Below are 23,205 nucleotides of genomic sequence, written 5' to 3' on the forward strand. Positions count from 1 at the left end.
GGTCTTGCTGGTCACCTTTCCAGGGTCATCCGGTTTTATCAGGCTACTGGACTTTATGAGGCAAATAGGCTATTCGACCAGTGAGGCCAATACGACCAATCCAACCAGTCGGACCAACAAAATCAATAGGACCACATAATGCAAAATCCGGATGAAAAGAAGACCTTCGTCAAGGAAAAGTTTTCTTCCATCAGTCATAAGTATGATTTTTTAAATTCGTTGCTCAGTTTTCAGATCGATCGTTACTGGCGGTGGGTGACCACCAGGGAATTGAAGATGTTTCCGACCGGCGCGGTGCTTGATCTCTGCGCCGGCACCCTGCCGCTTTCCCTGGAACTGACCCGGCAGGCGCCTGGCCGGCAGGTGGTGGCCATCGATTTCTGTGAGGATATGTTGCGGGCCGGGATAAAAACTTTGCCCCGTGACGGCAGAAGAGCACGGATTTTCCCGGTCTGCGGCGACGGTGAAAAGATCCCCGCCCGCGACGCCAGCTTTTGGGGGATTACCGTGGCCTTCGGCGTGCGCAACCTCGGCCGCACCCAGGACGGCTTGAACGAGATGCACCGGGTACTGAAACCGGGCGGGAAACTGCTTATTCTGGAATTTTCCCGGCCGCGGAATGTTATCGTCAAGCCTGTGTATGCCTTTTATCTGAACAAGGTGCTGCCCAAGGTTGCCGGCCTGGTTTCCGGTGACAAGGAGGCGTATGAGTATCTGGCCAGTTCCATCGCCCGGTTTTATGAACCGGAGGAGTTGATGGGCATGATGAAAAAAGCCGGTTTTGCCCATGTCTCCCGCCGGCCGCTCACCTTTGGCATTGTTTCCGTTTACATAGGGGTAAAATGAAAAAAATCATTCTGGCCATAACCGGCGCCAGCGGTTCCCTTTATGCCGTTGAATTTTCCCGTTTGCTTGAGCCGCTTGATGTGGAGGTGCACGGCATTATTTCCACGGCAGGCGTTAAGGTGCTGCAGCTTGAAACCGGACTCGGGCCGTCCGATCTCTCCTGCGTGCGGAAATGGTTTGCCGTCGACAACTTTGCCGCCGCGGCGGCCAGCGGCTCGGCCCGTTATGACGCCATGGTCATCCTGCCGTGCTCAATGGGGACTCTCGGCGCCATTGCCGGCGGGCTGTCGATCAACCTCATTCACCGGGCGGCGGATGTGATGCTGAAGGAGAAACGACCCCTGGTGCTGGCGGTGCGGGAAACCCCGTTTAATCGAAATCATTTGAGCAACATGTTGCGGGCCTCGGAGGCAGGGGCTGTTATCTGTCCCGCCATGCCCGCCTTTTACCATCAGCCCAGGGATTTGTCGGAAATGGCCCGCCATTTTGCCGGGCGGGTGGCCGCCCAGGCAGGCATTCACGTGCCCGGACTCAAAGAGTGGAGTGGTCTTGATGTTTAAGAAAATCGCTATCCTGCTTGAAATGATCAAGTTCGAGCATACGGTTTTTGCCTTGCCCTTTGCTCTGATGGGGGCCTTTCTGGCCGCGGGCGGGGTGCCTGAGACCACGGTTTTTTTCTGGGTGGTGCTTGCCATGGTGGGCGCCCGCACCTGCGCCATGGGTTTTAATCGCATTGCCGATGCCCGTTTTGACCGGGAAAACCCCCGTACGGCCGAGCGGGCCATTCCGGCAGGCGCGGTGAAGATGGCTGAGGCCTGGGCCATGGTGATTCTTGCCGGACTGCTCTTTTTTTTCGCCTGTTACAATCTCAACACCCTGACTTTGCAACTCGCGCCCCTTGCCCTGGGGCTCACCCTCTTCTATTCCCTGACCAAACGCTTTACCTGGCTTTGTCACCTCGTGCTGGGGGTTGCCCTGGCCTTTTCGCCCCTGGGCGGATTTGTGGCGGTCAAGGGGACTCTCGCCGGCTTTCCCTGGGCGCTTTCCCTGGGAGTGCTTTTCTGGGTGGCCGGGTTTGATACGGTCTACGCCTGCATGGATGCTGATTTTGACCGGGAGGCCGGGCTTTTTTCCCTGCCGTCCCGTTTCGGGCGCGAAAGGGCATTCAAACTGGCTGTTTTCTTCCATGCCGTGGCCTTTGTCCTTTTTGTCGCCACCGGCATGGTCTGCAATCTCAATTATTTTTATTATATGGGCATCGTCCTGACCGCTGCCTCGCTTTTTTATCAGCATATCATCGTTAATCCCCGCGACCTTTCCCGCATCAACATGTCCTTTTTCACCATGAACGGGCTGATCAGCCTGACGCTTTTTGTCGTCACCTGGCTGTCGCTGGTTACAGGTTGACAAAATTTTCCGAAAAGCAAATAACTATACTTAGTGAGAGACGTTGCCGCGATCCGATTGCCACGGTGTAAACAGTGATACCAAAAGAGCCCCCGGAAGATGCGGCGTGACTTCCGGAAGAGGTTTCTTTGCTTTTTGCACCCTTTGTGATCCGAGGTTGTGACTCAATTTTTTTCAGGAAACGGTTTCATGGTGAAAATAAAAATTTTCACGGCAAATAATGTTCAGGGATACGGTTTCAGCGATGAGGAAATTGCCGCGCTGAATGCCGAATGGGAACAAAAGGCAACGGAGCTCGGCTTAGCCGAGCATATGCCCGAGTATTGGCGGGAAGCCAAGCAACATGTGGGACAAATTGTCGAGGCCAGGGGTGTCACGTGCCATGAAGGCGGTGCTGAAACCAGCCTCGATGAGGGATTGACTGATCTGCCCTCGCTTGATGTCGAACTTGATGATTTCTCGGCCAATGAGGCGGCTGCCGACATAACGGTTCCTGAAGAAGCGGTTGAGCTTGAATCAATCGACATTGATGAACTGCTGGATGTTGAAGAAGATGTGGCGGAAGAACTTCTCCCGGACCTGACACCGTTTGCGGAAATCCCCGAAGAAGTGCCGGAGCAAGGGCTTGCCGCGATGGAGGAATCGCCGGTTGTTCCTCTTGGGCAGGAGGGGATCGTTGAAGTCGTTGAAGAAACGGCCGTGGTGGAGATCTCCTCAGCCGCAGCGAAAGAGGATGTTGTTCCTGAAGTGCCGCTTGCCGAACCCCTAGCCGGGGAAGAAGTCGCGGAGGTCCGCGCGGCTGCGGAGGAAAAGGAAGCTGTTGCCGAAAAAGCGGTTCTCAAGGAAGAAGCGGGGGAAGAACGCGCCATTGGCGAAGAAAGAGAAGCACGGGAACAATCGTTTTTCGGCGGGATTTTTTCTCGGCTGAAAAAAATATTCGGCCTGTGATTGTGACGGCTGTCCGTTCAAGGGCTCGGCGGTCGGTGCCGCCGGATGGACGGCACCGATAATCGACCGCTTTGCTCAACTCAATTTGAACCTGTCCACATCCATCTGCAGTTTGTTGGCCAGTTCGGCCAGTTCGTTGGATGCGCTGTCGATGCCGTCGGCGGACCGGGCTGATTCCCGAGCCACATCGTTAACCCCGTTGATATTGCGCGATACCTCGTCAACTCCGGTGGTCGCTTCCTGAATGGCTCTGACAAGCTCCTGCTCGATGGAAACGGAGAAGCCCTTGGCCAGGTCCGATACATCTCCGGATCTGTCGGCCACTCCGCTGATGGTGAGGGCGATCTCGCCGGTGGTTGCCGTTTGTTCTTCCACCGCCGCCGCAATGGTATTGGTATACTCCATCACCTTGCCGTTGATGTCCGTCACTTTCTCGATGTCAGCCACCACACCGCCTGTCTGTCCTTGCATGTCGCGGATCTGACGGGCAATATTTTCAGTTGCCGCGGCCGTCTGTTTGGCCAGATCCTTGACCTCGCCGGCCACCACGGCAAAACCTTTCCCCGCCTCCCCGGCCCGGGCGGCCTCGATGGTGGCGTTTAAGGCAAGCAGTTTGGTCTGTTCGGTGATCTCGCTGATAACATCAATGACCTTGCCGATATCCGTTGCCGCCCGGTTCAGGGCATTCATTTTCTCGCTGGCACCCTGACTTGCCTCGCTGGCAATGACGGCCATCTGCTGCGCCTGGGCACAGTTCTGGGAAACCTCCCGGATGGAAGCCGACATCTCTTCAATGGCCGCAGCCACGGAAGTGACATTGGAGCTGATGTCTTCGGCGGAAGAGGCGACTGTCCGGCTTTGGCTTCCCATGGATTCAGCGGTGGTGGTAACCACATTGAGATTGGCGCTGATTTCCTCCGCTGCCGCCGCGGTGGTCGATGCCTGGGCTGTCAGTTCCTCCGCTCCCGTTGCCAGGCCCTGGGCCGTGCTCGACAGTTCGGTTGATGCGGCGGCCAGACCCTTCATGCCTTCTGAAATATTGGAAATAACCTCATGCAGTCGTCCGGCCATCCTGTTCAGCGCCTTCACCAGCATGCCCGTTTCATCATTCTGGTTAATATCAATTGTCGTGGTCAGGTCCCCTTCGGCAAGGCTGTCGGCAAAAGAGACGGCTTTTTGCAAGGGCGCGGTTATTTTCCGGCTGATGATAAATCCCAGCAGAAGTGAGACAACAACAGCAGCAACAATGGCGATAAAGATATTTCTCACGGCATTGCCCACTGTGTGATCCATGTCTTTCTTGGTGATGAGAGCCGCGGTCTGGAGCAGGTCCATTATTTTTTGTGATTACCATCGACTTTCAGCCAGCTTCAACAGCCTAATAGGCCTCGGCAAAGTATGCACAGCTGCATGGGCTAGGCTTGGCACCATTTTGCCCAACTGAAAACGATGGTTGAATCGGTAACAAAACTCAGCAAAATAGCGAGGTATATGTTTCTCACTGATTGCATGGTAGCTTCCACGGATGGCATTTTTGACGTTGCCGAGCATGGTGTTCACCCATTTGAACTCTTTGATCTCAACACTGTCAGGACCGCCTCCCGTGATAATGCGTTGATGAGCACAACCTGCTTTCTTGATTCCCGTAAAGCAGCTGAAACCATCGGTCACAACAATACTGCCTGGCGCCAGGTGTTTCTCGGACCATTGGGAAATTTCTTGCTTAGAAAATGTGGTCACCTGGCTGAAACGCATTTGCTGGGGATGACCTTCTTCGTCAGTGGAAACGGCGGCAACAAAAGGCGTTTTCCCGGATGCTCCGCGTCCTCTTTTTCCACCTCTGCTTTTGCCGCCAATATAGGAATCGTCGATTTGGATGAAGCCGGATAGGGGTGTTGCGTCATCTTGTTTTTTCATGACGTGCTGCAACTTATGCTTCATGCGCAAAGCAGCATTGGCAGAAACCCCAATGGTTCTCGAAAGATTGAGTGAGGATATGCCATCTTTTGACTGGGTGATAAGGTAAATTGCAAGGAACCAGATATTGAGCGGCAGTTTTGTGTTATCGAAAATGGTTCCGCTTGTAACAGATGTTTGCCGGTGGCAACGTCGGCATTGGTAGACTTTGCGGCTGCTGATTTGACAATAACAGGTGTGGCCGCATTCCGGGCAGACAAAGCCCAGCGGCCACCTCAGATCAAAGAGAATTTGACGGCATTTCTCGTCAGTGCCGTATTTGGAAAAAAACTGTGTCAAACTCATGCCTTTTTGAAACTGAATTTTATTTTTTGCCATGGGACCCTCCAATTGAATGGTTGCTTTTGAAGGATTATCCCATACGAGATAGGACAAATAGCGTCCTACCAATTAAAAAACTGAAACTTAGTGGTAATCACATTATTTTTTCGCCGTATTCGTCAATTTCACTGTCCAGGATGTTTCGTTCAGCCGCGGCCTGCGTCATTTCTTTTTGCAGAGGGAGGATTGCTTCGCCGTTTTTCGCAAATTGCGTATCATGAAACTGATCAATTTGTTCCACCAGTTTTTTCAGTTCCGGGACATCCACGGGCGCGATTTTTCCCATTTCCGTTTCCCCGCCCTGCAGCAGCGCTTTCACCCAGGTATCGAACCGGGCGATCTCCTTTCGGTATTCCGTTTCGATTTGCGGCAGGGCAGCCGCATCAAAAGACTGGGCGTATTCCTCAATGGCGATTCTGCTCATGGCCAGGGTTGTTTTTATTTCCATGGCCATGTCGGCCCAGGAGTTTTCCGTGTCGATGATCGCTTGGGCACTGTCACCGGCTGCCAGTTTGCTGTTGATTCTTTCCTTGATTTTTACTTCAAGGGCTTCGGCAAGAGCGATGATTGCGTCAAAATCTTTTTCAAACCGGGTCATTGCAGTCTCATGCCTTTCCGCCAGTTCGAAATCCTTTTTTGTCAGCGAGTAGATTTTCTCGATTGCCGGCAGGAAGTGGTCGTTGTGGAGTTTGTCCGCCGCCGCTACTTTTTCCAGCAATTGCGGATCATCGGCGGGATAGACAATGCCCATCTCCGTTTCCGCGCCCTGACGGATTCCCGTCAGGAAGAGCTTGAAGTCTTCAACCGCGAGCAGGTGCTCTTGCCAGGCCCCCTCAAGTTCTTCCACTGAAGAAGATGCGAGCAGTTCCATGATCATCTGCATGTCGGTGCGCACGGCGAGCATCATTTCAAGGCCCGCATCAACAACGGAGGCGGCTTTTTTCTCACTGTTCATTCCTTGATATCCGACAAGTCCGGTAAGAAAGATAATAAGGCAGATCGCCAGATAACCGCCGATAATCTTGATGCCGATTTTTATGTCTGCAAATTTCATTGCCGGTCCTTTTGTGAAATGAGGATTTTTGCGAAAAAGAATAACGATACCACGGAGTAGTAACTATTCGTAGAAGCGTAGCAACTAAGAAAGAATATTGATGTTTTATTATATCACTGAATAAAATAGTAACAATAAAATATTTCGGCACAAAAAGACGTTTGGGGGAAAGTTTTACGGAGTCAGAAAAAAACTGTTTCAGGTCAAGGACATCGATGGGTCATCGTTTGAAGGGGAAAAACGTTGTTTGATAATCGCGATCTCGTTTTTCCTGGCGAGAAAATGATCGACGAGCTCAGGGTCAAACTGGTTGCCTTTGCCTTTGGCAACCTCGGAGAATGCCTCGTCGGTATTCCAGGCGTGTTTATAGGGCCGTTGCGAGGTGAGGGCGTCAAAGACATCGCAGATGGCGGCAATGCGGCCGGCGAGAGGGATTTCCTCACGGCTGAGACCCTTTGGGTAGCCGCTGCCGTCCCATCGTTCATGATGGGTGAGGGCAATGCCTTTGGCCATCTTCAGCAGCGGTGCATCATTGCCGGAAAGGAGTTTGGCGCCGATGACGCTATGGGTCTTCATGATTGCAAATTCCTGTGGGCTCAACTGATCCGGTTTCTGCAGGAGAGCTTCGGCAATGCCGATTTTCCCAACATCGTGCATGGCCACGGCATGGAAAAGCAGTTCCCGTTCCGTTTCGTTTAATCCCGCCGCTTCGGAAAGGATATCGCAGTAATGGCTCATTTTGGTGATGTGCGGTCCCGTGCTCTTGTCCCGCAAATGAGCGGCTTTGGCCAGGCGGTAGATCATTTCAAGCTGCATTTTCCACAGTTCCTTGCTTTGTTTTTCCAGCTTGCGCTGGAGAGCTGCGTGGCCACGGCGCAAATTTTCTTCTTCAAGGCGATGCTGTTCGTTTGCCTCCATTTCCTTTGTTACGTCGATCAAGGCGCCGAATGAAAGACAGATGTGGTCATCGGGATAGGATTCCACCGAAGCCTGGTCTTTCAGCCAGAAGTTTCCCTGGTTTTGCAATGCAACCTTATAGATTGCTTCCACCGTGCCGGTTTTCTTGCCTTCGTCGCGAAGTTCGCCCTGAATGTGCGCAAGTTCGGTGCGAGCCAGGATTTTCTTTTCTATTTTCCCCTTGCCGGCGGCATAGTGATAGGAACAGCGCTGCACCACGCTGTCGCGAAAGATTTCCGCCATCTCGCAGGAAGAACATCGCAGAAGCTGCAGCAGCCGGTTACCGACGAATTCGTACCAGATGGCATGGTCCTCGTTTTCCCGCCAGGCGGAAATGTACGGCATGGCCGGGTTGGCGGTGACGTTGCAACCGCGGAAGAGCCGGATGGATTGAGCCACCCGTTTTTTGAGATTGTTGCTGTATTCACCTTGCAGGATGCGTCCGCAGTAATCACGGTCAAAGACCCAGTTGAAATCCTGCTCATTGCTCATGAAAAACACCCCGTAACTGAAGTGAGGGGCTGCGGCGAAATAACCCTTCCGCTTCTCACCAATTCGCCACAGCCACTTCCTGCGAGAGCCGTTTCTTGCAACGGCTTAAAAAAATTATAGCATTCGAACTCCGCGGCATGTCAAGGGAAATCAAGATGATTGGCTTGTTTTTTTGCCGGATTGGCCGGTTGGTAAGCCATTTTGCTGTTGTCAGTAGCGCAAATGTCGTTTATTATATCAAATTTTTTGGCGGATTTATGGGGTAAAAGATTCGCTGTACGACCAATACCCCTTTTATAAAGACATTGTGAATAAAATATGGACCAGTCAAAAATCAGGAATGTAGCTATCATAGCCCATGTCGACCACGGCAAGACGACCCTGGTTGATCAGCTTTTTCAGCAAAGCGGCATGTTCCGCGAAAATCAGGCAGTGGCCGAACGGTTGATGGACTCCATGGACCTTGAACGGGAGCGTGGTATTACCATTGCCTCGAAAAACGGTTCATATAATTACAAGGACTATTGGATCAATATCATCGACACCCCGGGGCATGCCGATTTCGGCGGTCAGGTGGAGCGGGTACTGCGCATGGCGGACGGCTGTCTCCTGCTGGTTGATGCCCAGGAAGGCCCCATGCCCCAGACCTATTTTGTTCTGAAAAAGGCGCTGGCCAATCATCTGCCGATCATCGTGGTGATCAATAAAATCGATAAACCCGCTGCCCGCTGTGACTGGGCGGTGGACCAGGTATTCGATCTTTTCGTCAAGCTGAACGCTCCGGATGAGCTGCTTGATTTCCCTGTGGTGTATGCCTCCGCCAAGCAGGGTTTTGCCCTGCGGTCCCTGGGGGAAGCAAACAACAACATGGACCCTATTTCGGAACTGATCGTCTCTTCCATCCCCGCGCCTTCCGGCAGCAACGACGCACCGCTGCAGATGCAGGTCAATACCATTGATTACTCACCCTATCTCGGCAGACTCGGCATCGGCAAGGTGGTCAACGGTACTCTGAAAATCAACAAGGACATTGCCGTGGCCCGGCGGGATGGTTCGATTTCTCCCATCCGAATTTCCAAGATTTTTCGCTTTGAAGTCAATGAAAAGGTTGCGGTAACCGAGGCAACTACCGGAGAGATTGTCGCGGTGGCCGGCATGGATGATGTGACCGTGGGTGTGACCTTCACCGATCCCCTCAACCCGCAGCCGTTACCGTTGATTGATATCGACCCGCCTACCCTTTCCATGAATTTCGTGCCCAATGATTCGCCCTTTGCCGGCAAGGAAGGCAAATTTGTCACCTCCCGGCATATCGAGGAGCGCCTTTCCCGTGAAACCCTGGCCGATGTCGCCCTGCGGGTTGAGCCGCTCACTGATGGCGTCGGCTACAAAGTTTCCGGCCGGGGTGAGCTGCATCTCTCCATTCTGATTGAAAAGATGCGACGCGAAGGCTACGAATTTCAGGTGACCAGGCCGCAGGTCATCATGAAGGAGGAAAACGGAAAGCAGCTTGAACCCTATGAGGAGCTGACCATTGATGTGGACGAGCAGTACCAGGGGGTGGTCATTGAGAAGCTCGGCAAGCTGAAAGGCCAGATGCTGGAAATGCGCAATGAAAACAATATGGTCAAGCTGGTTTATAAGATTCCCACCCGCGGCCTGCTCGGTTTCCGATCCCAGTTCATGACCGATACCAAGGGCATGGGCATCATGAATTATGTCTTTGCCGAATACGGACCTTATGCCGGCGATATCGTCAACCGGGTGAACGGGGTGCTGGTGGTAAAGGAAACAAGTACCACCGTTGCCTACGCCCTTTTCAACCTGCAGGAAAGGGGCCGCCTTTTTCTCGGGCCGGGCTTGGATGTGTATGCCGGGCAGATAGTGGGAGAAAACAGCCGGCCGGTGGATATGGTGGTCAATCCGGCCAAGGGCAAGAAGCTGACCAATATGCGGGCCTCCGGTTCGGATGAAGCGGTCATCCTGACACCGCCCCGACAGATGAGCCTTGAAGAGTGCATCGCCTATATCAATGATGACGAGCTGGTTGAGGTGACGCCGGCCTCGATCCGTCTGCGGAAACGCAAGGTCGGCAGCTTTAAGCCGTAAGGCTGATTTTTGTTCGGCTTCGTTGAGGAAGCCGGAGGGCGGGAGAGAAAGGAAATGTGCTTATTTCGACTCCTGACTCCCGGCTTCCGACTCCTCATTGCTTTTTTCCGTGGTCATCCTCCTGCCGTCAAACTGAACATGCAAGGCCCGGCTGCGCGTCTCCAGGATGTTGCGGATGGTCGTGTTGATTTCTTCGTCACGGAATTCCAACCTGTCCGTTTCAACTCCTCTCACATCAAGAAAATAGTCTGCGATTTTCAGCTCCTCCGTTGATTTTGCCGGCACGAAAAAATCTCCCGCTTCAGCATTAACGGCCAGTATTTTGTCGATCTGCAGCAGTCGATGGATGCCGTTCCGCACAAAGTGTTCGGAAATTCCCAGCTGGTCACTTATTTCCGCTGGGCTTGATGCCCCTTTTCCCTTGTCAAACTTACGGCAGATGGCGATGAGCACCGCCAGGCAGATTTTTTCCTTGCCGGCAAAGGGGATGGTTGTCGCAAATTCAAGGGGATGAAATTTCCCCGCTCTTTGGCAGGCGAAATTGATTATTCCGCCGACGAGGATGATGATCCAGCTTGCCTGCAACCAGATCATGAAGATGGGCACGGAGGCAAAGGTGCCGTAAATGGCATTGTAACGGGCCACCCCGATCTGGAAGCTGATGAAAAGAATCTGGCTGAGCTGCCAGAGAATGCCCGCGATCGTTCCTGCCGTCAGGGCGGGAAGAAGTCTGACGTTTGTGTTGGGGATTATCATATAAAGCAGGGTAATGACAACAACGCTCGATATCCAGGGCAGCGAAAGCAGAAACAGTTTCATGGCCCCGGCAAAGAGGCCGATTGCAAGCAGCTTCTGAAGAAGTGCGTGGCTCTGCAGGGTGGTTGACAGGCCCAGGGTTACGGCCAGCAGAAGAGGGCTGAGGATGAGCAGCGACAGATAATCGCTTGCTTTTCTGATCAAGGAGCGTGGTTTCGTAACCAGCCATATTCTGTTGAATGCGTTTTCGATCTGTCCGAGCAGGGAGATTGACGTGGAGACAATGAACACCAGGCCGATGGTGCCCAGGGCCGTCACATTGGTGTTGTTGACATATTCAATTATTTTTGGAATCAGGTCGGCGGCGATTTCCCCACCCATTGCTTTTCCCATCAGCAGCGGTTCCACTTTTTCCTGGATGCCGAACCCTTTGGCAATGGAAAAGATCATGGCAAGCATCGGAACAAGTGACAGGAGAAAGGTAAAGGAAAGAGCCGAGGCGTAGTTTGTAAGCTGTTTGTTGAACGGTGATCCTGCGGCAATGAAAATTATTTTGTACAAACGGAGGATAACCCGTTTCAGCAGGGGGAGATCACGCTCCCGCAGGCTCCAGATAGTCCTGGTGTCGTCGGTTATCTGGAAAAAATGTTTGATTCTCTGGTTCATTCGGCAAGACCCGGTAAAAAGAAATCCGTCTGTTTTAATCAGGCTGATTTCTGCCCAGTTGCTTCAGGAGATAACGGGAAATTTCATTTTTGCTGGTGTGATCCATTTCCAGAAAGGAGACCCCGATATCGAACAGGTTGTTGTCGAATATTTCAATCCTGACCACCGTGCCGAGGATAAGAAGCGTTTCATTGAACTCGTCAAAGGGAATCTGCAGCTGGATCTTGCTGCCGATGTCGAAAGCAGTCCGTGATTCAAATAGAATACCTGTCAGGCTCAGGTTTTTTGCATTGGCCGCTACCGGAGTTGATGATTTGCTCATGCGTATCTGTTTGACCAGGATTGTGGCGAAAAAATCAATGCGCATAAAGCGTCGCTTGTTGGGGGAATAGGCCTGGATGGTATTTTTTCCCGCCGCCTTTGCCTGTAAAAGTGCTCGGTCGGCAAAGATGACCAGATCGCTTGTCCCTGCCGCGTCGATGGGAAAACTTGCCACGCCGCCGCTTATGGTGAGGCCGATGTTTTTACCGTCAAATTGCAGCTGGAGATTTTCAATAAGAGCGCGAATTCTTTCCGCCAGGATAAGGGCGGTTGTCTTGCTTGTTTCCGGCAGAATGATGACGATTTCCTCACCGCCGTAACGGGCGGCGATATCCTCTGTTCTGACGGCATGGATTATGGCCTGGGAAATTTCTTTCAGGACATGATCACCGGCGGGATGTCCATGGGTGTCGTTGACGGTTTTGAAATCGTCGAGATCAAGAAAAAGAATGGACAGATCGGTGTCATACCTTTTGGCTCGCGCCACTTCCCGGATAATTGATTCGTCAAAATAGGCGCGGTTGTAAAGACCCGTCATCCTGTCGTATTTGACACTGTTCAAGGTGGACTCAAAAACATGGATCTCGACAACCTTGGGGTTTTTCAGCGATTTGTGAATCGAGCAGAAATAATCACAGATGGCGGTGCGCAGGTTGACGTTGTGTTCAAGCAGGGCGGACATTTTTTCCCGATGGGCGCAAATATCCCGCCATGCGGTTTCAGCCTCCGCCTGGGGCAGGTCAAGGTGGGTAAGCACATGGAAAATGACGGGGAATGCAAGGTTTCCGTGTTCCTTGATGATCTCGTCAAGTTCGTGAATGAGCTTTGCATCATCACCGGAAAACTTGTATAAACACTGCAGAACTTTATTGCGAATGACCTGCATATATCCTCCGCCGAGGTTGAAATCGGTCAGGGTGTGCAAAAGAGCGGTGGAAGTCTGTAAGTTTGCATGGTATACGAAATAAAACTTCCTTTATTTTACCTTAAATCAACTTTTACTCAACATAAGTTTGGTGATGCCGAACAGAATCTTTTTCATATGGAAAACATAGATACCCTGATTAAGATTGTCGAGTTGCTGGCGTTGCCTTTGGTCGTCCTTTTTCTGCTTGTGCTGTTTTTTGTTTTTGCCGTGCGGCCTTTTTTCGCCTTTCTCTTTGATAAAAAGAGGCTGGATGCCCTTGCCGCCGTTCGCCGGGCGCAGAAGAAAATGGCGGAGAGATTGGAAGAAAGCCGGGATGGCGACGAACAGGAGCATTTTGAAGAGCAATATTCGGCGGAGAACGACATCCGGGCCGATCAGCGGGAAATAAGCAAGATTGCGGAAAGTGATCCGCGGAAGGCCGGTGAACTTGTCAGGCAGTGGCTGAAGAAGGATAAGGATTAGTTGTTTTAGCCGTTGACGTCCCTGGGAATAAAATTATAATTCGTCGTTTTTGTCATTGCAGATTGTCGCCCCGTGAACACGGGCAGTCATTTGCTTTGCAATATCCGGTTTAATCAGGACAGGGTCTTATGAAAGGAAAGGTCAAAAAAGAGCTGATCGGCAGGGAAGGAATGGTGCTGCTTGACACCATCCGGCGCTTGAACAGGCGCAATGCCGTGGACCGCTTGATGAGACTGCTGAACAAAACCCATCCTGCCGATGTTGCCTGGGTTTTTCGTCATCTGACCGTTGAAGAGCGGACTCACGTTTTTAATGTCATTGCCCAGACCAGCGTGGTTGGCGAGTTCTTAAGCGAACTTGACCGCGCCCTCATGCTCGAGCTTGTCCATAATCTTTCCCCCAAGTTCATGGTGGCGGTCATCAAGGAAATGGCCTCGGATGATGTGGCCGACCTGCTGGAAGCCTTGCCGGAAGAGGTTGCCGGGGAAATCCGCAAATACATGGGCAAGGCGGATCGGGAAGAGGTCGAAGAGCTCATGCAGTACCACCCGGAAACAGCGGGTGGTCTCATGTCGCCTGATTTCATGGCCCTGGACGGGGAACTGAGCGTCGGCGACGCCATCCTGAAGGTGCAGCAGCGCAGTGAGGAGATGGAGATGGCCTTTTATCTCTATATCACTCACGGTGACGAGGGAAAGCTGGCAGGGGTCCTGTCCCTGCGGGAGCTGCTGACTCATCCTCCCTACCGCCAGCTCAAAAACATCATGAATCCCAATGTCATCTCCGTCACCACTGATACGGATCAGGAGGAAACGGCCCATATCGTTTCCCAGTATAATATTCTGGCCATCCCGGTTGTCGATGCTTCCTACCGGCTTGTCGGTATCGTTACGGTGGATGATATCATCGATGTTATCCGCGAGGAGGCCACCGAAGACTTCCTGCAGATGGCCGGTGCCGGTAAGGACCGGGAGATTTTGCTGAAGTCGACCTTCTCCAATGCCTTCACTCGGGCACCCTGGCTTTTTGCCAGCTGGATCGGCGGTATCGTGTCGGCGATGATCATTACCCTTTTTCATGAGGAGCTGCAAAAGGTGCTTGCCCTGGCCGCCTTTATTCCCATTGTCATGGGCATGGGAGGCAATATCGGCACCCAGTCGAGCACCATTGTCGTGCGGGGTATCGCCACCGGCCGTATCAATATGCAGGAACTGGGCAAGGTCATTTTGAAGGAAATGCGTGTCGGGATTATACTTGGTTTTTTTTACGGACTCATTCTTGGCGTGCTTGCCTTTTTTACTTATAGAGACCCTGTGCAACTCGGTTTGGTTGTCGGTTTTTCCGTCATGTTTTCCATGGCCCTGGCCGCAACAGTCGGCTCCTGCGTGCCGCTTATTTTAAAAAAACTTGATGTTGACGCCGCGGTGGCCACCGGTCCTTTTGTTACCACGACTATCGATATATTCGGCGTCATCGCCTATTTTTCCATTGCTAAATTTTTTCTTGATATTTAAACACCTCATCACATCATGAGCACTGTGCCCCGTTACAAAAATACGTCGTTCCTTTACTTCCTGGCGGCATTAATCATTATCTGGTTTTTCTTCGTCAGGCAGGAGGGTGCCCTCAACAGTCCGGAAGCCGTCCCCAGGGCGATTACCGCCAGGGGCGATCTGGCTGCCGATGAACAAAACACCATTGATGTTTTTCAGGCAACATCGCCGTCCGTGGTTTATATCACCAGCATTGAATTGCGTCGCAACCTGTTCAGTTTGAACATCTACGAAATACCGAAAGGTACCGGCTCGGGGTTTGTCTGGGACAGCGATGGACGGATCGTCACTAATTACCATGTCATCGAAGACGCCAGCCAGGTACAGGTGACGCTGGCCGACAACAGCACCTGGAAAGCGGCGCTTGTCGGGGCTTCGGTTGATAAAGATATTGCCGTTCTCAAGATTTCCGCGCCTGCGGCAAGCCTGAAACCCATTTCCGTCGGCGAATCCGCCGGCCTGCTGGTGGGGCAGAAGGTTTTTGCCATCGGCAACCCTTTTGGTCTTGATCAAACCATCACCGCCGGTATCGTCAGTGCCCTGGGGCGGGAAATAAAGTCGGCCAACGGGATGACCATTCACGATGTGATTCAGACCGATGCCGCCATTAATCCGGGAAATTCAGGCGGGCCTCTGCTTGACAGCGCCGGCAGGCTGATTGGTGTCAATACCGCCATCTACAGTCCGGACGGCGTCAATGCGGGTATCGGTTTTGCCGTACCGGTGGATGAGGTGAACCGGGTGGTGACGGAACTTATCAAGCATGGTCGACTTATCCGGCCCGGCCTCGGTATTTCCGTGGGAAATGAGCGACTGGTGGATCGTTTCGGTATTGAGGGGGTTCTCGTTGTTCAGGTGGAAAAGGGCAGTTCCGCCGACAAAGCCGGCTTGCGCGGCGTCAGGCGAGTCGATGGTGAACTTTATCTGGGTGATATAATTGTCGGGGTCAACGGGAATCCCGTAACCGGAATTGATGACCTGCGCCGCGAGCTGGATCGGCATCAGGTCGGCGACGAGGTGACGTTAAAGGTCATCAGGGATAACCAGGAATTTCAGGTAAACGTTATTTTGGACGCTGTCGGCTAGGGAAATCATGAAGACGAACTGGGCACGGCAATGACCTGGTGGACCAAGGCGCTGAAAAGTCTTATTTCCTTTGATGACGGGCAACAGCTCGATCTTTTTCGTATTTTCCCGTCCTTCAGGAGATTTCTTGCCGCCCGGCATCATTACGCCCAATTGCGGACCGCCGCCGACCTGCTTTTTGTTTTTGTATTGGTATCCGGATTTTTCGGCCCCCAGGATCCTGAACGCAATATTTCCGTTTTTCTTACCTGGGGAATCCTTTGGCCGGCCATCGTTCTTTCCTGGTTTTTTGTCGGTCGCATGTGGTGTGGCATCTGCCCGTTCCCGGGGCTTGGTGTCTTTCTGCAGAGAAGGGGCTGGACATTTGCCATCAAAGTGCCGAGATTGCTGCAGAAATACGGGGTTTATTGTTCCGTCTCCCTGCTTGCCCTGATTATCTGGTTTGAAACCGTGGCCGGTTTGAATGAGTGGCCGGCCGGGACATCCTATCTGGTCCTGACTATAGTCGCCGGGGCCGCTGTCATGGCGGTTCTTTTTCCCGGGCAGGCGTGGTGCCGTCATCTCTGCCCGCTGGGAAGAATAAGCGGCGCCGCGGCAACGATCTCCATCACCGAATTTCGCGCGGATCATGAAAAATGCCGGGGATGTGACACCTTTGCTTGTAAAAAAGGGATAGACGGCCGCCGGGGATGCCCGGTTTATCTCGGAGCTGTTTCGGTGCGGAATAATCTTCACTGTCTTGTCTGCGGGCACTGTCTTCCCCTGTGCGACCGCGATTCACCGCAGTTTCTTTTTCGCAATCCCTACAACGAACTTATCTGGAATGCCGGCAGGTATATAACCTGCATGTATACGGTGCCGTTTCTCATCGGCTCCCAGTTCGCCCGTTTCATCTGGGACAAGCCTGCATACAGTGAAATATTTGCTTCATGGGGTTTGACGGGACCCCTGCTTTTCAGTATTCTGCTGCTTGTCTGCATAGTCGTGGTGCTGGTGATTATCAAAATCGGCAACCGGCTTTTCGGGGTGACGGAAACGGATCCGATTGTCGGCCGTCTGTCTCCCATGGTGCCCATTCTCATCCCCATGGCCTTCACCGGCGAATTGGTGTATCGAATGGCGCATTTTGCCGAGGGTATCGGCGATTTTGTGCCGACATTCGGTCGCCAGTTCGGTATGTTGTTTCTGGAAAAATTTTCCTTTGCTATTCCTGAGTTCCCGGTTCAGGTGCTTTCCGCCTTTTTTATGATGAACGGTTCCATTGCCGGAGGGTACATTGTCTGGCGCTATTGTCTCGGACCCTTTGAAGGACTGGTTGATCTGAAGAGTTTTTTTGTCATTCACGTGCTGCTGCTGGGGACACTGCTGGGGTATCTGCTGGTTATTTTTTAGCGATGGCCTGGTGCGTGAGTTGGCGCGGACTCATCGGTTTTCGCCTTGTATCGTTGCGGTTCCGAGTCCCCCGGTGGACGTTTCTTTTGAAAAAAATCCTGTTCGAGGATCAATCGTTTTGCGGCGGTTTTTTTCCGGGAAAGCGAAGTTTGCTTTTGTCGCGGGCGATGTCGCGCATGGTTTTTGAGGGATGATCCGATTCGTCCAATATCTCCTGGCCGACAATTTCTTCAATGATATCTTCCAGGCTGATGACGCCGGTCATGCCGCCGTATTCGTCAACCACACAGAAAAGATGCTGCCGTCGTTCGAAAAACTGGAGCAGTATGGTGTTAAGCGGGGCTGTTTCCGGCACGAAATGCGCTGGTTTTATAAGTGAGGCGAGGGTTTTGTTTTCCTTCCCCTCGACGATGCCGAGCAGCACATCTTTGCGCAGGACAATGCCGACAATGTCATTGGGATTTCTGTTGTAAACCGGGACGCGGCTGTGGCGGTTCCACTCCTCGCTTCTGCGTTTTGCTTCGGCAATCGTCATGTGTTTTTCCAGGGTAAATGTGACGGTGCGCGGGGTCATGGCCTGGCGGACGGTTCTGTTTTTCAGGTCGATGATATTTTTGATGATGCCTTCCTGCTGCAGGTCGAGGATGCCGGATTTTCTGCTGAGAATGGCCATTGCCCGGATTTCTTCCGCGGAAATTTCAGCTTTTTGGTTGTAGCCGGGGATCAGTCTGGTGGCATGGTGGATGACCCAGACAATGGGAGTAAGCGCCTTGATCAATCCTGCCAATGGAACGGCGATCCAGGGTGCAAGTTTTTTGCAATAGATAACGCCTACTGTTTTCGGCAGGATCTCGGAAAAAATGAGGATCACGAGGGTGAAGAGAGCGGAAAACCAGGCCAGGTATTTGTCGCCGAAAACGGCCGCTGCCGAGGCGCCGGCAATGGCGGCCCCCATGGTGTTGGCAATGGTGTTCAACGTCAGGATGGCGGTGATGGGCTGCTGGATGTTGTCTTTGAACTTTTTCAGCAGTTTCCCGGAGAGACGATTGTTTCTGGCAAGAATTTCTATATGGGAAACCGGGACGGAGTAAAGAACTGCTTCGCAAATACTGCAAAGAGCTGATACCAGAATAGCAATCCCTGCTGCCAGACAAAGTTTGAGTATCAAGAGATTCTTAGCTTGTTAAGGGTTGTGAAAAGGGTGTGTCTAATGAGCTGTTTCTTGATGCGGAGGGGATGCATCAATGTTTGCTGCCAGGAAATCTTCAATCTTTTTTCTTTGTTCACTGGATAATTCGCCGAACTGAACACCGTTGCGGCGCACGATGGTCGAGCCGGTGGGGTGAATCGGCGCCGAATCCGTTGAGGTTACGGTTTTGCAGGGAATGTTTTCCAGATAAAAACCGCTTGAGCTGTTCAGGATGCCCAGGTGGAAATAAGGATCCTGCTGGATTTCCTTGCTGATCAGGAAACGGAAAGCGAGGCCGCCCTGGCTTATGTTGATAATCTGGCCGAAGGTGGTTTCGTTGAAAACGAGAATATCGTCGGACAGTTGGTACCGTTTATGTTTTCTTCTTTCGTGGGAAGCCTCTGTCAGTTCCATGTCCATTTTCAACCTCCGCCAGCATAATTTGGGGTGTATTCGTATGCCTGACTGATAAATATTTTAATATTGAAATAAAAGATACTCGATTAGGGGAAAAGAGTGCAATATTTATTCCTTGATTTTTTTGTTACGTTTCATCATCTTCATTGGTTTTCAGGATGATTTTTCCGGGCTTGCCGGCTGCACATGATTTTATTGTAATCATTCGATTTCTATGGGAATTGTGAAAATTTTTCTTTTTTGCGAGATGGGTCATGGCCTGCATGGTATGATTTGCCGGCATTGTTTGCGGGTGAAGGATAGTCTGTTTTTCCGGAAAATAAACCGGATTTCTGGAAAATGACGGACTGGCAGCTTGTTCCGCCCGTGTAATTTGGGACCCAAAGCGTGACGTCATCATAGGGAAATCCGTTGGAATATGAAATTTCCCGCAACGGCGCACAGGTGTGACTCATGGTCGGCATGAATGAATACGGCAGGCTGTTCGCCCGGTTAAATGGTCACTTGCGGGGAAGATTTGCTGCATTCCATTTTTTGGCGGGCATGGGATTTGGTGAACCGGAAAAATGGTGGTCCGGCAACGGTAAAAGGCCCAGGCCTCATGAGGGGGTGGATATCCGCTTTTATCGTGATCATCAAAAACGGCTGCATTGCTTTGGCGAAAAAACAAAAGTTCCGTTTTTCCGCGCCGGCAAGGTTGTCGCAATCACAAAAGATTTTCTTGCTGATTCCGTTTTTGTCAGGGAGAAAACCGATGCCGTGGACCAGTTCATTACGGTTTACTCCCATATTCTTCCGGCCGTTCAGTGTGGCGCTGATGTGAAAAAGGGTGATGTTGTCGGGATGATTGCCGCTGTCTCCGGAGCTGTCCCGGCCCATCTTCATGTGTCGGTCCTGCGCTTGCAGCGTGACATCGCCCCGGAAAATCTGCATTGGGATTTTTTAAGTCGATGCGACAGCGCTATTTTTGCAAATCCGTTTTCAGAAAAAAGCTGAGGTTCTTATTTTATGTCTGATCAGGTGGAAAGAAGATTTATTCCCTCGCTGCGTGAAGGAATTGATGTTGTCAAAATGATTTTTTTTCAGGATCTGAAGCAAAAATTTACCCGGAAATATCCCGGGCAAGGAAACGGCTATCCGGCAATGCTGGCCGGTGCCGTGATGAATGATTTGTTTTGCACCCCCAACCCCCAAGAGCGGTTCCGGTTTTTCGCCGAGGAAAACAGGGCTCTCATTGCCGATGAACTGCAAAAAGTTGCCGAGGAGTCCCCTGAACTCCGTCTTTTATTGACTGATGCCTTGCGCATGCATTTCCTTTGTAATCATCAGGAGGGGATTGAAGACGGCAATGAAGAAATGCTTAAAAAGGCAAAAGCCTGCGGCATTCTGCTGGAGGAGCGCGATGTCCCTTTGCCCAAGGGCTTTATGGCTCTCGTCTCCAAAGTCGGCAAAGCAAAGGGGATAATCGCCGAACAGGAGATGCGTTGAGTTGTTGTCAGGTGAGCAGGTCATGCCAGAGGATTTTTTTTGCACTAATAAAAAGGACGGGGATGCGAAAAAAAAGCTTGATTTTGTTGCCGCGTTTGTTATGAATATATATTCATTTTTTTAAATGTCCAGTTACGAGAAGCGGTTTGTTGCCTTTAAGTAGAGTTTTTTTCAATGATGAGTGAAAAAATGAGCAAACGTGAAGCAATTCGGATACTGATGTTAAGCCCGATTTATTTCAGGCTTTCCCTTCTCCAGCGCCAGGAACTTCTGGCGGAATTTCTGCAGATTCACACCCATTCACAGATGAAATCGATCGCCGGGTAGTTCGGCTTCCTTTCTGCGGCATAACGAGAAGGGGCCGGAGCAGGCAGGGGCGATTTCCGATCCTCTCTGTTGACTATCAAAGTTCATAAAGCGTTTCATCCTGCGCCGGAGGAATCCTGCGTGAGCCGATTTTCCTGCGGGCAATGCTGAAAGGATCTTCGCCTTCAAGCATATCTCCCATTTCCGCCTCGATTTTGTCCGGATCGTCACCCGACTCCAGCCTTGCCAGTGCCTCTTCCATTCCATCGCCGAGAGAAATTCCCGTTTGTTGTGAAAATTGACGCATCAGCTGCGCCATACCGCGGGGATCGTCCTCGTTGATATTTTCGGCCTGCCGGGCAAGACCGGCGAGCACTTTTTCCATTTTCGATTCATCGAGGCCGGCCATTACGTCGTCGTCGCCTTCCCGGCTCTTGCCGATGGTGGCGAAGGTGGATAGTTGGCGCTGTAATTGTCCTTGGCAGCGCGGACAGCGCGGCGCGGCCGTCGTGTTGATCCGGCGTGACAGGAAATTAAATATCGTATGGCAATTTTTGCAGTAAAATTCGTATATCGGCATTGATATTCCCTTTATTGTCCCTCATTTTGCGATTCAAGTTCTTCCCAGCGGGCATAAAGCCGGTCAACAGTATCCTGGGCGGGCTGGAGTAGGGCGCACCATTTTGCCAGTTCCTCGGCATTTTCCATCACCGCGGGATTTGTCAGTTGCTGCCTGCAATGTATCAGTGTTTCTTCGGCGGTCAGTATTTGCTCTTCGATGGACTCGAGTTCGAGTCGCTCCTTATAGGTAAGTTTTTTTGTCCGTGGAACGGCTGTTTTTTTTCTTGGGGGATTTTGTTGCCTGCGGGCTGATTCATTTGCCTGTTGGCCCTTGAGCCACTGGTTGAAGTCGTCATACATGACGGTTTTTCCATCACCCGGAAAACCAAGGATCTTGTTGGTGACATGATCGAGAAAGAAACGGTCGTGACTGACCAGGACAACGGCGCCGGGAAAATCAAGCAGACTTTCCTCCAGCATGGCGAGTGATGGAATGTCGAGATCATTGCCGGGCTCATCGAGCAGAAGGACATCGGCCGGCTGCAGCATGAGCCGTGCGATAAGGATGCGGGCCTGCTCACCGCCTGAAAGCCGGCTGACCGGTTGATCAAGCTGATCCGGTTGAAAAAGAAAGCGTTTGGCCCAACCGACGATATGAATGGGGTTGCCCTGGTAGATGATTGTATCGCCGGTCTGGGAAAGGGCCTGGCGCAAGGTTTGTTCCTGGTTGATCTGTTCACGTTTCTGGTCAAAAAGTACGACGCGGACGCCGTCGGCGAAGAAAACGGAACCGTTATCCGGCGCTGTTTTGCCGGCAAGAATATTCATCAGGGTTGTTTTGCCGCTGCCGTTTGCGCCCATCAGCCCCAGACGCCGTCCGGGAGTAAGCACAAAACTGAGATTGCTGAAAAGAGTTCGTCCCCCCATGGACTTGTCCACAGCGGTTACCTCGACAAGTTTTTTTGTTTTCCGGCCGGTTGCCTCAAAGTCGATTTGCAATTGTTTGTCTGCCGAGTTGCGTCGTCGGACATCGCTGAACTCGCTTTGCAGATCATGTGCCTTGTCAATGCGATATCTGGCCTTGGTTGTGCGCGCCTTGGGACCCCGGCTGAGCCACTCGGTTTCACGACGCACCTTGTTGGCCAGGACTTCCTGCAACTGTTGCTGACTCTCGAGAAAGGCATTCCGCTCGACAAGAAAGCGACTGTAATTGCCGTTGACCCGGAAGAATCCTTCCGGGTAGCACCTGTTCATCTCAACGATGCGGTTCGTCGTATTTTCCAGAAACGTTCTGTCATGACTGATGACCACATACGCAAATTGTTGATTGCTGAGGAGTTTTTCCAGCCAGAGAATGCCCTGGATATCGAGGTGGTTGGTCGGTTCGTCCAGCAGGAGAATATCGGGATTTTTGATGAGGGCCCGGGCAATCGCCAGTCTTTTTCGCCATCCGCCGGACAGGTTGGCCACCAGTTCCGTGCCCTGGCCCAGCTCGACCTGGCTGATCATTCTTTTCACCCGGCCAAGTCGTGCGGTTTCGTCCGCTTCATCGGCTGCGGCCAGGAAAAGGGCCTTTTCAACGGTAAGATCAGGATCAAAGGTGTCTTCCTGTGCCAGATAGGAGACCTTGACGCCTTTCCGGTAAATAATTTTACCGCTGTCCGCCGTTTCAAGGCCGGCAAGAATTTTCAGCAGGGTTGATTTGCCGGATCCGTTCGGTCCGATGAGTCCGAGCCGTTCTCCGCTGGAAAAGGTGAGGGAGATGTCGTTGAAAAGCTGCTGGGCGCCGAAGGCCTTGCTGATTGACTGACAATTGATAAGCATAATTCCTTTCAGTAACCTTTATGGGTGAGTAAAAGATGAAATGTAATGTTTTTCGACAAAAAATAAAGATGATGCATTCGGGAAAAACAAAAACGCAAGGCCGAAACGCCGAGGCGTCATAGCGCGAAAAAAATATATTGCCTGA

General features: G+C 51.8%; 22 protein-coding genes. 11 read left to right on the forward strand and 11 right to left on the reverse strand.

Translation table 11 applies throughout. The annotated features are described in order from the left end of the window. Positions 1-138 precede the first annotated feature (138 nt). The 4 genes from BM485_07255 (at position 139) to BM485_07270 (ending at position 3,201) form a co-directional block, all read left to right on the forward strand. Entirely contained in the window at positions 139-846 is a 708-nt protein-coding gene (locus BM485_07255) for an SAM-dependent methyltransferase (GenBank protein ID OKY75526.1), read from the forward strand. Continuing rightward, complete coding sequence (locus BM485_07260; protein OKY75527.1) at positions 843-1,406, forward strand: aromatic acid decarboxylase; 564 nt, start codon at positions 843-845, stop codon at positions 1,404-1,406. Before BM485_07255 ends, BM485_07260 begins: the two co-directional genes overlap by 4 nt. Then, positions 1,399-2,253: a 4-hydroxybenzoate octaprenyltransferase gene (locus BM485_07265; protein ID OKY75528.1), complete on the forward strand. Its 855-nt coding sequence runs from the start codon at positions 1,399-1,401 to the stop codon at positions 2,251-2,253. The genes BM485_07260 and BM485_07265 overlap by 8 nt, the downstream gene beginning before the upstream one ends. 189 nt (positions 2,254-2,442) lie before the next feature. Next, a complete protein-coding gene (locus tag BM485_07270; GenBank protein OKY75529.1) occupies positions 2,443-3,201 on the forward strand; it encodes a hypothetical protein in 759 nt (252 codons plus the stop codon). A gap of 75 nt (positions 3,202-3,276) precedes the next feature. On the opposite strand, the gene BM485_07275 is transcribed toward BM485_07270, so the two are convergent. From BM485_07275 to BM485_07290, 4 genes are all read right to left on the reverse strand, one after another. Further along, on the reverse strand, positions 3,277-4,536 hold the full coding sequence (locus BM485_07275) for a hypothetical protein (GenBank protein ID OKY75530.1): 1,260 nt from the start codon (positions 4,534-4,536) through the stop codon (positions 3,277-3,279). A 12-nt stretch (positions 4,537-4,548) separates the two neighbouring features. Next, entirely contained in the window at positions 4,549-5,496 is a 948-nt protein-coding gene (locus tag BM485_07280) for an IS1595 family transposase (protein ID OKY75531.1), read from the reverse strand. A 97-nt stretch (positions 5,497-5,593) separates the two neighbouring features. Next, the gene (locus BM485_07285) at positions 5,594-6,553 is read right to left on the reverse strand and encodes a hypothetical protein (protein OKY75532.1); all 960 of its coding nucleotides are present in this window, start codon (positions 6,551-6,553) and stop codon (positions 5,594-5,596) included. Positions 6,554-6,751: 198 nt separating this feature from the next. After that, positions 6,752-8,002 carry a hypothetical protein gene (locus BM485_07290; protein OKY75533.1) on the reverse strand — a complete coding sequence of 417 codons (1,251 nt, stop codon included), beginning with the start codon at positions 8,000-8,002 and terminating at the stop codon, positions 6,752-6,754. A 318-nt stretch (positions 8,003-8,320) separates the two neighbouring features. On the opposite strand from BM485_07290, the gene BM485_07295 reads away from it, so the two are divergent. Next, positions 8,321-10,111 (forward strand): GTP-binding protein TypA, encoded by a 1,791-nt coding sequence (locus BM485_07295; GenBank protein ID OKY75534.1) that lies wholly within the window; start codon positions 8,321-8,323, stop codon positions 10,109-10,111. 60 nt (positions 10,112-10,171) lie between these two features. Here the strand turns inward: BM485_07295 and BM485_07300 are convergent, their stop codons facing one another. Both BM485_07300 and BM485_07305 read right to left on the reverse strand, forming a co-directional pair. Then, a complete protein-coding gene (locus BM485_07300) occupies positions 10,172-11,533 on the reverse strand; it encodes a hypothetical protein (protein OKY75535.1) in 1,362 nt (453 codons plus the stop codon). 34 nt (positions 11,534-11,567) lie between these two features. Beyond that, positions 11,568-12,740 carry a hypothetical protein gene (locus BM485_07305; GenBank protein ID OKY75536.1) on the reverse strand — a complete coding sequence of 391 codons (1,173 nt, stop codon included), beginning with the start codon at positions 12,738-12,740 and terminating at the stop codon, positions 11,568-11,570. A gap of 66 nt (positions 12,741-12,806) precedes the next feature. Here BM485_07305 and BM485_07310 point away from each other — a divergent pair, with 66 nt between their 5' ends. The 4 genes from BM485_07310 to BM485_07325 all read left to right on the forward strand — a co-directional run bounded on the left by BM485_07310 (position 12,807) and on the right by BM485_07325 (position 17,275). After that, positions 12,807-13,244 (forward strand): hypothetical protein, encoded by a 438-nt coding sequence (locus tag BM485_07310; protein OKY75537.1) that lies wholly within the window; start codon positions 12,807-12,809, stop codon positions 13,242-13,244. 128 nt (positions 13,245-13,372) lie between these two features. Further along, the gene (locus BM485_07315; protein ID OKY75538.1) at positions 13,373-14,758 is read left to right on the forward strand and encodes a magnesium transporter; all 1,386 of its coding nucleotides are present in this window, start codon (positions 13,373-13,375) and stop codon (positions 14,756-14,758) included. 15 nt (positions 14,759-14,773) lie between these two features. Then, entirely contained in the window at positions 14,774-15,883 is a 1,110-nt protein-coding gene (locus BM485_07320; protein ID OKY75539.1) for a 2-alkenal reductase, read from the forward strand. A gap of 30 nt (positions 15,884-15,913) precedes the next feature. After that, entirely contained in the window at positions 15,914-17,275 is a 1,362-nt protein-coding gene (locus BM485_07325) for a (4Fe-4S)-binding protein (protein OKY75540.1), read from the forward strand. Between the two features lie 109 nt (positions 17,276-17,384). Here BM485_07325 and BM485_07330 read toward each other — a convergent pair whose 3' ends face one another. The 3 genes from BM485_07330 to BM485_07340 all read right to left on the reverse strand — a co-directional run bounded on the left by BM485_07330 (position 17,385) and on the right by BM485_07340 (position 19,281). Further along, a complete protein-coding gene (locus BM485_07330) occupies positions 17,385-18,440 on the reverse strand; it encodes a hypothetical protein (protein OKY75766.1) in 1,056 nt (351 codons plus the stop codon). Positions 18,441-18,482: 42 nt separating this feature from the next. Then, positions 18,483-18,884 carry a hypothetical protein gene (locus BM485_07335; GenBank protein OKY75541.1) on the reverse strand — a complete coding sequence of 134 codons (402 nt, stop codon included), beginning with the start codon at positions 18,882-18,884 and terminating at the stop codon, positions 18,483-18,485. 124 nt (positions 18,885-19,008) lie between these two features. Next, positions 19,009-19,281 (reverse strand): hypothetical protein, encoded by a 273-nt coding sequence (locus BM485_07340; protein ID OKY75542.1) that lies wholly within the window; start codon positions 19,279-19,281, stop codon positions 19,009-19,011. Positions 19,282-19,334: 53 nt separating this feature from the next. On the opposite strand from BM485_07340, the gene BM485_07345 reads away from it, so the two are divergent. Beyond that, entirely contained in the window at positions 19,335-19,877 is a 543-nt protein-coding gene (locus BM485_07345) for a hypothetical protein (GenBank protein ID OKY75543.1), read from the forward strand. A gap of 12 nt (positions 19,878-19,889) precedes the next feature. Beyond that, on the forward strand, positions 19,890-20,369 hold the full coding sequence (locus BM485_07350; protein OKY75544.1) for a hypothetical protein: 480 nt from the start codon (positions 19,890-19,892) through the stop codon (positions 20,367-20,369). 403 nt (positions 20,370-20,772) lie between these two features. Here the strand turns inward: BM485_07350 and BM485_07355 are convergent, their stop codons facing one another. Together BM485_07355 and BM485_07360 are read right to left on the reverse strand one after the other, a co-directional pair. Beyond that, entirely contained in the window at positions 20,773-21,255 is a 483-nt protein-coding gene (locus tag BM485_07355) for a hypothetical protein (protein OKY75545.1), read from the reverse strand. An 11-nt stretch (positions 21,256-21,266) separates the two neighbouring features. Continuing rightward, positions 21,267-23,060 (reverse strand): ABC transporter ATP-binding protein, encoded by a 1,794-nt coding sequence (locus BM485_07360; GenBank protein ID OKY75546.1) that lies wholly within the window; start codon positions 23,058-23,060, stop codon positions 21,267-21,269. Positions 23,061-23,205 lie beyond the last annotated feature (145 nt).

This window comes from Desulfobulbaceae bacterium DB1, from assembly GCA_001914235.1.
Classification (GTDB): Bacteria; Desulfobacterota; Desulfobulbia; order Desulfobulbales; family SURF-16; genus DB1.

What these genes read in the sequence shown, in the direction of transcription:
- BM485_07255 (OKY75526.1), top strand. Translation starts at nt 139, where the DNA reads ATGCAAAATCCGGATGAAAAGAAGACCTTCGTCAAGGAAAAGTTTTCT.
- BM485_07260 (OKY75527.1), top strand. Translation starts at nt 843, where the DNA reads ATGAAAAAAATCATTCTGGCCATAACCGGCGCCAGCGGTTCCCTTTAT.
- BM485_07265 (OKY75528.1), top strand. Translation starts at nt 1,399, where the DNA reads ATGTTTAAGAAAATCGCTATCCTGCTTGAAATGATCAAGTTCGAGCAT.
- BM485_07270 (OKY75529.1), top strand. Translation starts at nt 2,443, where the DNA reads ATGGTGAAAATAAAAATTTTCACGGCAAATAATGTTCAGGGATACGGT.
- BM485_07275 (OKY75530.1), bottom strand. Translation starts at nt 4,536, where the DNA reads ATGGACCTGCTCCAGACCGCGGCTCTCATCACCAAGAAAGACATGGAT.
- BM485_07280 (OKY75531.1), bottom strand. Translation starts at nt 5,496, where the DNA reads ATGGCAAAAAATAAAATTCAGTTTCAAAAAGGCATGAGTTTGACACAG.
- BM485_07285 (OKY75532.1), bottom strand. Translation starts at nt 6,553, where the DNA reads ATGAAATTTGCAGACATAAAAATCGGCATCAAGATTATCGGCGGTTAT.
- BM485_07290 (OKY75533.1), bottom strand. Translation starts at nt 8,002, where the DNA reads ATGAGCAATGAGCAGGATTTCAACTGGGTCTTTGACCGTGATTACTGC.
- BM485_07295 (OKY75534.1), top strand. Translation starts at nt 8,321, where the DNA reads ATGGACCAGTCAAAAATCAGGAATGTAGCTATCATAGCCCATGTCGAC.
- BM485_07300 (OKY75535.1), bottom strand. Translation starts at nt 11,533, where the DNA reads ATGAACCAGAGAATCAAACATTTTTTCCAGATAACCGACGACACCAGG.
- BM485_07305 (OKY75536.1), bottom strand. Translation starts at nt 12,740, where the DNA reads ATGCAGGTCATTCGCAATAAAGTTCTGCAGTGTTTATACAAGTTTTCC.
- BM485_07310 (OKY75537.1), top strand. Translation starts at nt 12,807, where the DNA reads ATGGTATACGAAATAAAACTTCCTTTATTTTACCTTAAATCAACTTTT.
- BM485_07315 (OKY75538.1), top strand. Translation starts at nt 13,373, where the DNA reads ATGAAAGGAAAGGTCAAAAAAGAGCTGATCGGCAGGGAAGGAATGGTG.
- BM485_07320 (OKY75539.1), top strand. Translation starts at nt 14,774, where the DNA reads ATGAGCACTGTGCCCCGTTACAAAAATACGTCGTTCCTTTACTTCCTG.
- BM485_07325 (OKY75540.1), top strand. Translation starts at nt 15,914, where the DNA reads ATGACCTGGTGGACCAAGGCGCTGAAAAGTCTTATTTCCTTTGATGAC.
- BM485_07335 (OKY75541.1), bottom strand. Translation starts at nt 18,884, where the DNA reads ATGGACATGGAACTGACAGAGGCTTCCCACGAAAGAAGAAAACATAAA.
- BM485_07340 (OKY75542.1), bottom strand. Translation starts at nt 19,281, where the DNA reads ATGATGACGTCACGCTTTGGGTCCCAAATTACACGGGCGGAACAAGCT.
- BM485_07345 (OKY75543.1), top strand. Translation starts at nt 19,335, where the DNA reads ATGGTCGGCATGAATGAATACGGCAGGCTGTTCGCCCGGTTAAATGGT.
- BM485_07350 (OKY75544.1), top strand. Translation starts at nt 19,890, where the DNA reads ATGTCTGATCAGGTGGAAAGAAGATTTATTCCCTCGCTGCGTGAAGGA.
- BM485_07355 (OKY75545.1), bottom strand. Translation starts at nt 21,255, where the DNA reads ATGCCGATATACGAATTTTACTGCAAAAATTGCCATACGATATTTAAT.
- BM485_07360 (OKY75546.1), bottom strand. Translation starts at nt 23,060, where the DNA reads ATGCTTATCAATTGTCAGTCAATCAGCAAGGCCTTCGGCGCCCAGCAG.